Below are 11,668 nucleotides of genomic sequence, written 5' to 3' on the forward strand. Positions count from 1 at the left end.
GCCGCCCGGAGGTCTGATTCGGTGACGACCGGGAGCCCCGCCCTGGAAGAGCCGCACCTCACGGTGCGGCCCAGCCCGTCGGCCTTCTTCCTGCGGCGCCGGTTCCTGCGCTCGTTCGGTCCGGTCCTGGCGCTGGCGGTCGCCGGCCTGGTGACCTTGCTGGTGTCCGGCACCCTCGTCGGTCCGTTCGAGCGGACCCTGGACCTGTCCGGCAAGATGGGCTCGAAGGCGGACTTCTTCGCCGACGCGCAGGTCCGGGAACTCCTGATGCGCCACCACATCCGCGTGCACGTGACCCGCATCAGCTCCCAGGACGTCCCCACCCCACGACCTCGACCGGCGGGCGAAGGCACGGAGGAGCAGCGGGAGCTGGTGCAGAACAAGGCCCTGGTCACCGCGCTCGGCTGGGCCGACGGGCCGGACAGCACACGACTGCGGAGGGCACGGCTGCGCGGGATCGACGCGTTCGTGTCGATGCGCGGGCTGTTCCGCAGGATCCGCTCCGACGAACCGGCTACACGACGTTCATCGCCGCCTATCGCGACCCGGCCGACCCCATGGCCCTGCCGCGGGTGCGCTTCCGGTGCGGCATCCGCGGCTTCCGCGACGCCGACGAGGTCCCGCACCGCGGGGAGCTGGTCGTGCACCCCATCGCGATCGTCAAGTAGCCGCCAGCGCCGCCCGGACCGCCCGCTCGACCAGGATCGGCACGTAGGCGTGGATGCGCGCGCCGGCGAACCGCGCGCGTTCGTGGTCGACCAGCGCGTGCAGCCGGGTGCGGGCGACGTCCGCGTAGTCGTGGCCCAAGCGGTCTTCGAGCTGGGCGAAGTGGGTGTCGAGCTGCTCGGAGGCCATGGTGTCCAAAGTGCTCATCGCGCACCTTCCGGTCGGCCGGGGATCGGAGAACCTCCTTATGAGACGACCGGGACATGAACTGGAGGTGAACGAAAAGAATCACCGACCGCGGGTCGGTTCCGTCACCGGTTCCCGGCGAGGAACTCCGCGGCCCACCGGTGGGCGGTCGCGCAGGCGTCCGCTTCGGTGGTCCTGAGGTGCTCGACGACCTCGCCGTCGGCCCACAGCATGAGCGCGACGGCGCCCGGCCGGATCGGGGTCAGCCCGATGAGGCGGCGGTGCCCGTCGCGCTCGAGGGCGCGCTCGGCGGTGAGCCACTGCCCGGTCGTGCCGGTGCGGGTGACCGTCCAGGCGGGATCGGCGCCGAGTTCGGTCACCGACCGGGGAACGAGCTCCACCGGCTGTTCGTCGTGCACGCCCACCACCCTCGTACGGCTTCGCCCTCCGGTGATCCGGAGATGAATCTCAGGTTAACAACGCCCGGTCCGGCGGGCATGATCCACTACGCTGGGCCGGACCTGGGGGCCACGACCGCAGGGAGCAGGCATGCCGACCCTCACCACGGTGGCCGACTGGACGATCACGGCGTCCGGCGACACGGCGACGTTCACGCACGCCACCGGCGGCTACTGGGCCCCGCGGGTGTGGAGCGGCCGCGGGCTGGCGATCGCCGAGGCCGACCTCCCTTCGTTCGACAAGGCGCTGGGCGAGGTGCTGAAGCTCCCGGTCTACTGGCTGGCCCGAGCCCGGCGCGCGGACAGCGGAGCCGGGGAAGCGGCGGTGTGGTCGGAGCCGCGGTACGACGGCGACGACGAGTTCGTGTACGTGGCGGGCCCGTGCCGCACCGAGGACGCACCGGGGTACCGCCCGGCGTCGACGTTCGTCATCGACCTGGTCCACCTGCGCGGGCTGCGGATCCGGATCGCCGCGTACCGGGTGGCTTCCGGCCGGGGCTGAGCCACGTTCCCGCCGGGCCTTCGGGCACGTGCCAGACTGGGGGCCGGCTGTGGGAAAGGGGACCGCGTGACCGTGCCTCTGCGTGGCATCAGCACGCGCGACGCCCTCGTCGGGGAGATCCGGCGGCACATCCTCGGCGGGGAGCTCAAGCCGGGGGAGCCGCTCACCGAGGTCGGGCTGGCGAGCATGTTCGGCGTCGCGCGCCCGACCGTGCGCTCGGCGCTGCAGGAGCTGCTCGCCCGCAACCTCGCCGAACGGTCCACCGGGCGCTCGCTGCGCGTGCCGGTGTTCACCGCGGACGACGTGCGGGACCTGTTCTTCGTCCGCACCCCGCTCGAGCTCGAGGCGGTCCGGCGGATCGTCACCGAGCGGCGGCCGCTCGCCGCCGCCGAGGCGGGGCTCGCCGCCATGGAAGCCCTCGCGCCGAGTGCGAGCTGGGGCGAGCGGGTCGACGCGCACACGGCGTTCCACGTCGCGCTCGTCGGCTGCGCGGGCAGCCCGCGCCTCGACCGGATCTACCCGGCGATGCAGGAGGAGATGCAGCTCTGCCTGGCCCAGCTCAGCGACTCCTACCCGCGGGCCGGCGACCTCGCCGCGGAGCACCGCACACTGCTGGACGCGGTGCGCTCCGGCGACGAAGAACGCGCGGTCACGGCGATGCGTGACCACCTGCAGCACGCGTTGGACGGCCTGGTCGGCTGACCACCATTGTTATACTGTCATACACATGACGGACCTGACGAGCTTCAAAGCGCTGAGCTTCGACTGCTACGGCACCCTGATCGACTGGGAGGCCGGCATCGCCGCCGTTCTCTCGCCGTGGGCCGCCGAGCGGGGCCTCGGTCTCTCCGACGAGGAGCTGCTGGTCGCGTACGCCGACCATGAGGCCGCCGTCGAGCGGGAAGCGCCGGCCACGCGGTACCCGGAGGTCCTGGCGGAAGCGTTCCGCCGCACGGGCGCCGGCCTCGGGGCCGCCGTGAGCGACGACTGGGCGGGCAAGCTGGCCGAGTCCGTGCCGGACTGGCCCGCGTTCCCCGACTCGGCCGACGCCCTGGCGCGGCTCGCCGGGCACTACCGGCTGATCATCCTGTCGAACGTGCACCGCGACGGCTTCGCGGGCAGCAACAAGCGCTTGAACGGCACGTTCGCCGCGATCATCACGGCCGAGGACGTCGGCGCCTACAAGCCCGCCGGGAACCACTTCCGCGCGCTGGACGAGACGTTGCCGTCGTTGGGGGTGGCCCGCGCGGAACTGCTGCACGTGGCGCAGAGCCTGTTCCACGACCACGTGCCGGCCAAGCGCGAGGGCCTGCCGTCGGTGTGGATCAACCGCCGCCACGACCGGCCGGGCTGGGGTGCCACCCCCGAACCGGGCGGCGACTGGTCGTACGACCTGGAGTTCCCGTCGATGGGCGCCTTCGCGGACGCCGTCGACAAGGCTTTCGCCTGATCGCTCAGACCATAGTGGACAGAGCGGTGTAGGCGATGTCCGGCCCCGTGCGCTCCCAAAGCACGTCGGGGCAGTTCAGGCCTTCCGCGGAAAGCTGCCGCTTGACGACCTTGAACGTCGACGTCCGCGGCAGCTCGCCGACCGTGCGCACGTACTTCGGCACCTGCTTGGGCCCGAGATCCGGCTGACCGGCGAGAAAACGGCCGAACTCGGCGGGATCCAGGGGCGTGCCGCCGGTGACGACGGCGGCCATCACCTGGTCTCCGGTCACCGGGTCCGGCACCGCGTAGACCGCCGCGTCGGTGATCGCGGGATGCCGCAGCAGGATCCGCTCGATCGGGGCCGTGCCGAGGTTTTCGCCGTCGACGCGCAGCCAGTCACCCAGGCGGCCGGCGAAGTAGCAGAACCCGGCCGCGTCCGCGTAGGCGAGGTCACCGGTGTGGAAGCGGCCGTCGCGCAGGCGTTCCGCGTCCGCCGAGGGGTCTCGGTAGTACCCCGCGAACCAGCCGGCGCCCGCCGTGTTGACCAGCTCGCCGACGGCTTCCTCGGCGTTGACCAGCCGGCCGTCGGCGTCGAACTCGGCCGGCGGGCACGGGCGGCCGGTGTGCGGGTGCAGGATGGCCACGTCGGACGTCGGCCGGCCGAGTGAGCCGGGCGGCGTGTCGTCGGTGCGGGCGAAACCCACGCCGCCTTCGGTGGAGCCGAACGCGTCGACGACCTTGCAGCCGAAGCGCTTCTCGAACGCGGCCAGGTCAGCGCTCGCCCCTTCGTTCCCGTAGACGAGGCGCAGCGGGTTGTCCGCGTCGTCCGGCCGCTCGGGCGTGGCGACCACATAGGACAGCGGCTTGCCCACGTAGTTGGCGTAGGTCACGCCGAACTTCCGCACGTCGGGCAGGAATCCGGACGCGGAGAACCGGCGCCGCAAGGCGATGGTTGCCCCCGCCGCGAGCCCGACCGCCCAGCCGGCCATGACGGCGTTGGAGTGGAACATCGGCATGGCGACGTACACGGTGTCCGATGTGGACAACCGGAAGCGCTCGGCCAGCATCGCGCCGGGGAAGGCGATCTTGCCGTGGGTGCAGCGCACAGCCTTCGGGTCGCCGCTGGTGCCGGAGGTGAAGATCAGCATGAGCAGGTCGTCGGGTGACGCGGGGACCGGCTCGACCGGGTCCCCGGCCGGCGGCCACGACCCCAGGTCCCGCACGGGGACCCCGCCGAGGTCCAGACCCGCCAGCAGGGGTCCGTACTTCGGCTCGGTGAGCACGACCTGGCAGTCGGCGAGCCGGACGTCCCGCGCGAGAGCGGCACCGCGCCGGGTCGGGTTGAGCCCGACCAGCACGGCCCCGGCGAACGCGCAGGCGCCGAGCAGGACGGAGAACGCCGGGACGTTGTCGGCCAGGACACCGATGTGGGGCGGTTTGTCCCAGTCCAGCGCCTGCCGGAGGCCGGCCGCGCGGCGCGCCGAAGCCCGGACGTGCTCGGCCCACGACAGGGTCTCGTCCTCGAACCGCAGGCCGGGACGCTCGTCGCCGGCGCGGGCCAGGAGGAGCTCGGTCACGGTCGGGACGCTCATCCGGGCACCTCCGGTGGTCAGAAGTGAAACACGTTCTACTTCTATCACGGTGCCGGCGGCGCGGTCCACCGTGCGGCCGGGCGATCTCTCCGTCGGGTGAGCCGGAACTTCACGCACGCTCGCCGAGGAGGCCGGAGCGGTCGGGCACGCCGGCGGCGGTGCGCAGCCGGGCGAACTCGGCCGCCAGGGCCTCGGGTGGGTAGTGCGCGTTGAGGCCGCTGGGGTTGGGCACGATCCACACCCGCGCCCCGCCGATCGGCTCGTCCTGGGGACCGAGCCGGGCGCGGGGTGCCCCGAACGCCGCCCGGTACCCGGTCACGCCCAGCATCGCCAGCCACTCCGGCCGGATCGCCCGGACCCGGTCGGCCAGGTCCCGGCCACCCGCGACGAGCTCCTCGCGCGACAGCTGCGCCGCGCGGGCCGTGGGGCGGCGCACGATGCTGGTGATGCCCAGCCCCCAATCCAATAGGAGCCGTTCCTCCTCCGCGCGCAGCCGCCGGGGCGTGAACCCGGAACGGTGCAGCGCGGGCCAGAACCGGTTGCCCGGCGTGTGGAAGCTGTGCCCGGCCGCCGCCGAAGAGAGGCCGGGGTTGATGCCGACGAACACCACCCGCAGCCCCTCGGCGAGCACGTCCGGCAAGGCCTGGACCGGTTCTGGTTCCCGCATCCCACCATCGAACACCACCGGTCAGCGGACGCGTTCACCACGTCACCGGCAACGACGTCACGCCGTGGATCGGGGAGAAGGTCCGGAACTGGAGCTGCTCGAACGGAACCGCCAACCGCAGCTCCGGGAACCGGCGCAGCAGGGCGGGCAGCGCCGCCTTCAGCTCGATCCGGGCCAGCTGCTGACCGAGGCACTGGTGCGCGCCGAAGCCGAACGCCAAGTGCGCCACCGGTTTGCGGTGGACGTCGAGACCGGGATCACCGACGAGGGCGGGGTCGTGGTTGGCCGCCAGCGCCGACAGCGACAGCCATTCGCCCGAGGCGATCCGGTGGCCGTCGACGTCCACGTCCGCCGTCGCGCGGCGATCGAGGTAGGTGACGATCGACAGGTAGCGCAGCAGTTCTTCGATCGCCGGGGGCGCCACTTCGGGGTCGTCGCGGACGGCGGCGAGCTGGTCCGGACTGCTCAGCAGGGCCAGGGTGCCGAGCGCGATCATGTTCGACGTCGTTTCGTGGCCGGCGATCAGGAGCAGGTTGCCGAAGCCGACCAGTTCGTCGTCGGTGATTTCGTCGCCGTGCTCGAGGATCACTTCGCCGAGCAAGCCGTCGCCCGGCTCGGCGCGCAGCCGGGCGACGAGCTCGGCCATGTACGCGTGCATCGCGGCGTAGTTGGCGAACTGCTCCTGCTCGGGACGGGTGGCGTCGAGCAGGACCGCGCTGCGGTGCTGGAAGTCGGCGCGGTCGGCGTAGGGGACGCCGAGCAGGTCGCAGATGACCAGCGAGGGGATGGGCAGCGCGTACGCCGGCACGAGGTCCGCTCCCGGCCCCGACGCCTCCATCGCGTCCAGGTGCTCGTCGACGATCTTCTCGATGGCCGGCCCCAGTTCCCGCAGCCGGCGGACGGTGAATGCGCCTGCCAGCATCCGCCGCAGCCGCAGGTGCTCGGGCCCGTCGTAGCCGAGCAGGAAGCCGGGCTGGTTGAACAACGTGCGCGGCGCGTCCGGGTCGGCGTTCAGGTCCGCGCCGATGTCCTCGTGCGAGAACACCGCGCGGACGTCGGCGTACCGCGTGACGGCGCGCGCCTCCCTTTCCCCGAAGAACGGGTGGTAGCGCGGGATGCGGGGCAGCCCGGGCTGCTCGCGCAACGCGGTCAGCTCGGCGGCCGGCTCGAACGGGCAGCGGTCCGCCCGGCGGCCGGTCGGCAGGACGGTGTGGTGCTGGGTGTCCGGCATGGTCTGCTCCCCATCTCTGAGACACTGTGTCTCACAGATGGGAACTCTGTCACGGCGTGATCTATGAGTCAACTTGTCTCATAGGTGGCGGTCGCTCGTATGCTGTGACGGTGAGTTACTCGACGGACCCGCGCGCGGCGCGTTCCCGGGAGGCGATCCTCGTCGCCGCCCGGGGCTTGCTGGCGAGCGAGGGACCCGGCGCGGTCACCCACCAGCGCGTTTCCCAGGAGGCCGGCGTCGGGCGGGCCACGGTCTACCGGCACTGGCCGCGGTCCGAGCAGCTGCTGCTCGACGTCATGGAGGGCGCGGACCTCCCGCTGTTCAAGGACCCGGAGTCGCCGGTCCGGCCCTGGCTGCGGCGGCAGCTGCGGCAGCTGGCCGACGAGGTGCTGCCGCCGGCCGTCGCCGCGCTGTCGCTGGCCATGATGCAGTCGGCGATCTGGGACGCGGAGCTCGCCCGCCGCCGCGACGAGTCGAACGCGACGATCCGGACGCGGATCCACGAGGCGATCCGGATGGCCGTCGCGGCGCACGAGCTCGAAACGGACGCCGACCCGGCGGACCTGGTGTCGCTGCTGGTCGGGCCGATCGTCTACCGCACGGCGATGCAGCGCGACGCGGTCCCGGACAGCCTGATCGACCGGTTGCTCGACAGCATCGGGACTTGGCGCGGCTGAGCCGCGCCGCCCGGAAGATCGCCACGTGGGTCGGGTGGGCTCCGCTCGACCGTCAGGTGGGCCGGGATCGCGGACTCCACGCCGTCACGCCCCTTCGGGGACGAGGTCGACGTCCTCGAACTCCGGCGCTCCACTGTGGACGATCCGGGGCGTGGGCGCGAGGTTGACCTGCAAGCGGAACACGTCCGGGCGCGAGTAGTGGCCCACCGGGTCCGCGGCGGACTTGGCGATCGCGATCAGCGAGAAGTCCAGGTCCGCGAACAGCAGTCCCTCGTCGGTCTCGGCCAGCGGGGCCGCCAGCTCGCTGCCTTCGGGACCGTAGACCCGCGCGAACCCGCCGCCCTTGAGCAGCAGCTGCTTCTTCGTGTCGTCGTCGCAGAACACCTCCTGCGCCGCGTCGCCGACCACCCCGCACGGGGCGAGGACGAAGGTCTGGCCTTCCACGGCGTACACGAGGCTCGCCGCGGTGTTGACCTCGGGACCCAGCGCCCGCGCGCCGCCGCGGTACACCGAGAAGCTCGGCCACGAACCGACGTGGATCTGCTCGCCCAGGCTGTACATCGTGTACTTGGTCAGCGGCTGGAAGTGCTCCCAGCAGTTCAGCCCGCCGAGGCGGCCCAGCTTCGTGTCGTGCACCTGCAGGTCGCTGCCGTCGCCTTCGCCGAACACCGCGCGCTCGACGTGCGTCGGCTTGAGCTTGCGGCGCACCGACAGGACGCGTCCGGCGTCGTCGATGAAGGCCTGCGCCATGTACAGGCTGCCGCCCGCTTTCTCGCTGAAGCCGAGGACGACGTGCACGCCGTGCTCGGCCGCGGCGGCCGCGATCCGGGTCATCCCGGCGCCGTCGCGGGTCATCGAGTTTTCGCTGTAGCCGGGCACGAACCGCATGCCCCACGCGGGCGAGTCGAGCCAGATCCACCACGGGTAGCCGGGCAGGAAGGTCTCGGGGAACGCGATCAGCCGGGCCCCGCCGGCCGCGGCTTCGGCGATCAGGCCGACGACCTGATCGACTCCGGCGGCCAGGTCCAGCCACTTCGGTTCCGCTTGGACAACGGCGACGCGCACCTGCTCGGTCATGGCCGGCCTCCTGGGTGAGTCGTGGGTGCCCCCACTATCGGGCGCTCACGGCGGGGCGCGGACCGACAGCCCGTGCCGCCTCACTGACCGGACGTGCCGCGGAACTGCCCGGGCGTCCGGCCGGTCTCGGCCCGGAACACCCGGTAGAACTGGCGCTCCCCGGCGAACCCGCACGCCGCCGCGATCGACTCGAGCGGGCGGGTGCCGTCGGCGCGCAGCAACGCCTTCGCGTGCTCGACCCGGATGCGCCGCAGCACCGTGCTCACCCCGTCGGGACTGCCGTCGAACAAGCGGTAGAGCGTCCGCTTCGAGACGAGGAACGCGTGGGCGACATCGTCGACGGTGAGGCCGGGGTCGGCGTGCCGGGCGTGCAGGAAGGCCTGGACGCGCCGGCGGGTCAGGGCGTCCCCGTGCGGCGGCCGACCGGCGGAAAGGGTGAGCGCGGCCGCCATCAGCCCGCGGCCCTGCGTCGCGAGGGCGGCCGCGCCGAGCGGGTCGGCCTGCTGGAGGCGGGCGAGACCGTGGAAGAACTGCGCGACGACGCCGGCGGTGCTGTGCGCGCCGAGCGTCGTCGCGGTGACGCCCCTCGCGTCGCGCAGCCCGGTCTCGGCGAGCATGTCCCGCAGCGGCACCTGCACGACGACCTGCTCGAAGGCGGCGTCGAAGTGCAGGGTGTAGGGGCGGGTGCTGTCGTAGAGGGCCATCTCGCCGGGAGCGAGCTCGGCGACGCGGCCGTCCTGCTCGATCCGGCCGCGGCCGCGCGTCTGGATGCTGGCGAGCAGGTACTCCTCGCCGGCGCGCGCGATCAGCCGCGGGGTCCGGCGCACCCGCTGTCCACCCGCGTGCACGGTCGTCATTTCGAACGACCCGAGGTCGGCGTGCACCAGCCGGCCGTCGAACGGGCCCGGCGTGGTGGGGGCCGCCGAGAGCTGGACGAAGGTGTCGCAGATCAGGTCCCGCCAGTATTCGAAAGCGCGTGCCGAAGTGACCGCCGAAGTCGACCGGACGTCGGCGGGGCCCGGGCGCGGCTCGCCGTTCATCGCGTCATGATGCGCCGCCGCGCGCGGGCTGTGCAACAGGCGGAATAGCGACGCCGTATTCGCCGTACGGGCTCTCCGCTCGGCCGGTGAAACGGCTCGACCGGGCCGCCGGGAGCGGCGTCGTAAGGGCCGAAAGTCGGGAAAAAGCGGCTTCTCGTTTCGTTACAGGTCAATCGTGTGATCGTGAAAATGTCCTTTCTCGCATTCTGGAACGCTGTGACACATATCGCGAGATGTGTTCAGTGCACACGAGAATGCACGTGCGTTCGGTGAGCGGTTCCGGTTTTCGGAAGAAGGCGGCGGCCGCATTTCCGCAGTTCTGGGCGCTATCGGCGGATGTGGTGATGATCCTTTTCGCAATGGGCTCCGGTTGGCCGGTCCGGGGCCGTGCTCCCCGCGTTTGAGAGCGGGTGGCCGTGGGAAGACTGCATCGGCGGCAGCGAAGCCGCAGGTGCGTGGAGTGGCAAGGAACTCGCGGCTGGAGTGGGCGAAGGGAGCAGGGGCGCAGGGGCAGTCCGCCTGGTCGGCGCGTCGATTGTCGGGGCGTGGTTTTGTGCTGCCTGATTGTGGTATTCGGTCTCGTTGCCGGTGGTTCACGTTCCGGAATGGTGCCGGTAATGTTGCGACGGGGAGTGGTCGTGAATGCGGATCGGCCGCCGATCGAATCCCACTATTGGCGGTACTGACGATCACGGTACGCGCGGCAGCGTATGTGTTCCAGCCGAGCTGAAGCCGCCGGCTGACGGGGGATGGAACGGTTCGGTGCGGGGGTGAACGCAATTCCCGGCACCGGCCACACGAAGCTCGAAAGGGTCCGCTCAGATGCAGTCCGAAAGAGATGTCCTCGACCGGCGGACGGGCTCGCGCCCGGTGCCGGCGGCCCGGCTGGACGCGCTCCTCACGGGGCTCGCCCACCGCTACCGGGTGCCCGGGGCGCAGCTCGCGGTGTGGCAGGGTGACGAGGCCGCCGTGGTGCAGGCCGGCGTCCGCCACCGCGGCCGGGGCGGGGCGATGCTGCCCGCGTCCGCGGTCCCGGTGGGGTCGATCACCAAGCTGGTCACCGCGACGCTCGCGATGGTGCTCGTCGCCGACGACGACCTCGACCTGGACGAGCCCGTGGGCGACGTCCTGGGTGTTTCCGGGCTGCCTGGCGAGCTGACCACCCGGCGGCTGCTCAGCCACACCGGCGGTCTCCCGTCCGACCCGGCCGACGGCGCCGGCTCGGTGCTGAGAGAGGTGCGCGCGGCCGCGCCCGTCTGTCCACCCGGGACGGCGTTCTCGTACTCGAACCTCGGCTACGCGCTGGTCGGCTCGGTGATCGAAGCCGTGACCGGGATGGGCTGGCGCGAGGCGGCCGAGGCGATCGTCCTGCGCCCGCTGAAGATCGACCCGGTCTTCGTCGACGACCCGGGTGTCGTGTCCGGGCACGCCGGCGACCACCCGGTCGAGCAGATCCTGCCGCCGATGCTCGACCCCGCCGGGGCGCTCGCGATGAGCGCCGCGGACCTCGTCGCCCTCGGCCGGGTCCACCTCGGCAAGCCGGGCCTGCTCGACGTCGTCACCGCGGCCGACATGCACCGGCGGGTCCCGGTCGCCGAGCCGTTCGGCCTGGCCGACGGCTGGGGGCTGGGCATCGCGCACTTCGGCGACGCCGACACCGGCTGGCTCGGGCACGACGGCACCGCCGACGGCACCTCCTGCCACCTGCGGATCGACCAGGCCGGCGCCTGCGTGGTCGCCCTGACCACCAACGGCACCACCGGCGCCGACCTGTGGCACGCGCTGGCCGCCGAGCTCGCCGACCTCGGCATCGACGTCCCGTCCCGCGCGGCCCAGACCGCCGACGCGACGCGCGTGGTCCCGGTGCCGCCGGGCGACTTCGGCACGTACCGCAACGGCGCCATCGACTACGTGATCACGGCCGACCGCCTCGTCGTCGACGGGGAGGTGTTCCCCGAGCTGGTGCTCCACGACGACCGGACGTTCACCGTCCGCGACCCGGCGACCGGCCGGGTCACCCCCTGCGGCCGGTTCCGCGGCGAGCCCGGCGCGTCCGCCGCGGTCGAAATCGGCGGCCGCCTCGCCGGGCGCCGCTGAGCAAGTCCCCCTCTCCCTCCCCGCCGGGACCGGCGGGTTCCCCG

General features: G+C 72.4%; 12 protein-coding genes. 5 read left to right on the top strand and 7 right to left on the bottom strand.

Features of this window, described 5'->3' with window-relative positions:
* Positions 1-660: 660 nt before the first annotated feature.
* A complete protein-coding gene (locus ACIRSS_RS04705) occupies positions 661-873 on the bottom strand; it encodes a three-helix bundle dimerization domain-containing protein (protein WP_400890498.1) in 213 nt (70 codons plus the stop codon).
* Positions 874-977: 104 nt separating this feature from the next.
* The gene (locus ACIRSS_RS04710; protein ID WP_400890500.1) at positions 978-1,271 is read right to left on the bottom strand and encodes a hypothetical protein; all 294 of its coding nucleotides are present in this window, start codon (positions 1,269-1,271) and stop codon (positions 978-980) included.
* Between the two features lie 130 nt (positions 1,272-1,401).
* Between ACIRSS_RS04710 and ACIRSS_RS04715 the strand changes: the two genes are divergently transcribed.
* The 3 genes from ACIRSS_RS04715 to ACIRSS_RS04725 all read left to right on the top strand — a co-directional run bounded on the left by ACIRSS_RS04715 (position 1,402) and on the right by ACIRSS_RS04725 (position 3,262).
* Positions 1,402-1,812 (top strand): hypothetical protein, encoded by a 411-nt coding sequence (locus ACIRSS_RS04715; RefSeq protein ID WP_400890502.1) that lies wholly within the window; start codon positions 1,402-1,404, stop codon positions 1,810-1,812.
* Between the two features lie 66 nt (positions 1,813-1,878).
* Positions 1,879-2,514: a GntR family transcriptional regulator gene (locus ACIRSS_RS04720; protein ID WP_400890503.1), complete on the top strand. Its 636-nt coding sequence runs from the start codon at positions 1,879-1,881 to the stop codon at positions 2,512-2,514.
* A 25-nt stretch (positions 2,515-2,539) separates the two neighbouring features.
* Positions 2,540-3,262: a haloacid dehalogenase type II gene (locus ACIRSS_RS04725; RefSeq protein ID WP_400890505.1), complete on the top strand. Its 723-nt coding sequence runs from the start codon at positions 2,540-2,542 to the stop codon at positions 3,260-3,262.
* 4 nt (positions 3,263-3,266) lie between these two features.
* Here ACIRSS_RS04725 and ACIRSS_RS04730 read toward each other — a convergent pair whose 3' ends face one another.
* From ACIRSS_RS04730 to ACIRSS_RS04740, 3 genes are all read right to left on the bottom strand, one after another.
* Entirely contained in the window at positions 3,267-4,835 is a 1,569-nt protein-coding gene (locus ACIRSS_RS04730; RefSeq protein ID WP_400890507.1) for a long-chain-fatty-acid--CoA ligase, read from the bottom strand.
* 109 nt (positions 4,836-4,944) lie between these two features.
* The gene (mug, locus tag ACIRSS_RS04735; RefSeq protein ID WP_400890509.1) at positions 4,945-5,502 is read right to left on the bottom strand and encodes a G/U mismatch-specific DNA glycosylase; all 558 of its coding nucleotides are present in this window, start codon (positions 5,500-5,502) and stop codon (positions 4,945-4,947) included.
* 34 nt (positions 5,503-5,536) lie between these two features.
* Positions 5,537-6,733: a cytochrome P450 gene (locus ACIRSS_RS04740; RefSeq protein ID WP_400890511.1), complete on the bottom strand. Its 1,197-nt coding sequence runs from the start codon at positions 6,731-6,733 to the stop codon at positions 5,537-5,539.
* A 110-nt stretch (positions 6,734-6,843) separates the two neighbouring features.
* On the opposite strand from ACIRSS_RS04740, the gene ACIRSS_RS04745 reads away from it, so the two are divergent.
* Positions 6,844-7,410 (top strand): TetR/AcrR family transcriptional regulator, encoded by a 567-nt coding sequence (locus ACIRSS_RS04745; protein WP_400890513.1) that lies wholly within the window; start codon positions 6,844-6,846, stop codon positions 7,408-7,410.
* 84 nt (positions 7,411-7,494) lie between these two features.
* Here the strand turns inward: ACIRSS_RS04745 and ACIRSS_RS04750 are convergent, their stop codons facing one another.
* Together ACIRSS_RS04750 and ACIRSS_RS04755 are read right to left on the bottom strand one after the other, a co-directional pair.
* Complete coding sequence (locus ACIRSS_RS04750) at positions 7,495-8,487, bottom strand: carbon-nitrogen hydrolase family protein (protein WP_400890515.1); 993 nt, start codon at positions 8,485-8,487, stop codon at positions 7,495-7,497.
* A gap of 80 nt (positions 8,488-8,567) precedes the next feature.
* Positions 8,568-9,527 carry an AraC family transcriptional regulator gene (locus tag ACIRSS_RS04755; RefSeq protein ID WP_400890517.1) on the bottom strand — a complete coding sequence of 320 codons (960 nt, stop codon included), beginning with the start codon at positions 9,525-9,527 and terminating at the stop codon, positions 8,568-8,570.
* An 822-nt stretch (positions 9,528-10,349) separates the two neighbouring features.
* On the opposite strand from ACIRSS_RS04755, the gene ACIRSS_RS04760 reads away from it, so the two are divergent.
* On the top strand, positions 10,350-11,624 hold the full coding sequence (locus ACIRSS_RS04760) for a serine hydrolase domain-containing protein (RefSeq protein ID WP_400890519.1): 1,275 nt from the start codon (positions 10,350-10,352) through the stop codon (positions 11,622-11,624).
* Positions 11,625-11,668: the final 44 nt, after the last annotated feature.

The organism is Amycolatopsis sp. NPDC101161, from assembly GCF_044768185.1.
Lineage (GTDB): Bacteria > Actinomycetota > Actinomycetes > Mycobacteriales > Pseudonocardiaceae > Amycolatopsis.

Coding starts and splice junctions, on each gene's coding strand:
- ACIRSS_RS04705 (WP_400890498.1), bottom strand. CDS start 873: ATGAGCACTTTGGACACCATGGCCTCCGAGCAGCTCGACACCCACTTC.
- ACIRSS_RS04715 (WP_400890502.1), top strand. CDS start 1,402: ATGCCGACCCTCACCACGGTGGCCGACTGGACGATCACGGCGTCCGGC.
- ACIRSS_RS04725 (WP_400890505.1), top strand. CDS start 2,540: ATGACGGACCTGACGAGCTTCAAAGCGCTGAGCTTCGACTGCTACGGC.
- ACIRSS_RS04730 (WP_400890507.1), bottom strand. CDS start 4,835: ATGAGCGTCCCGACCGTGACCGAGCTCCTCCTGGCCCGCGCCGGCGAC.
- mug (WP_400890509.1), bottom strand. CDS start 5,502: ATGCGGGAACCAGAACCGGTCCAGGCCTTGCCGGACGTGCTCGCCGAG.
- ACIRSS_RS04740 (WP_400890511.1), bottom strand. CDS start 6,733: ATGCCGGACACCCAGCACCACACCGTCCTGCCGACCGGCCGCCGGGCG.
- ACIRSS_RS04750 (WP_400890515.1), bottom strand. CDS start 8,487: ATGACCGAGCAGGTGCGCGTCGCCGTTGTCCAAGCGGAACCGAAGTGG.
- ACIRSS_RS04755 (WP_400890517.1), bottom strand. CDS start 9,527: ATGAACGGCGAGCCGCGCCCGGGCCCCGCCGACGTCCGGTCGACTTCG.
- ACIRSS_RS04760 (WP_400890519.1), top strand. CDS start 10,350: ATGCAGTCCGAAAGAGATGTCCTCGACCGGCGGACGGGCTCGCGCCCG.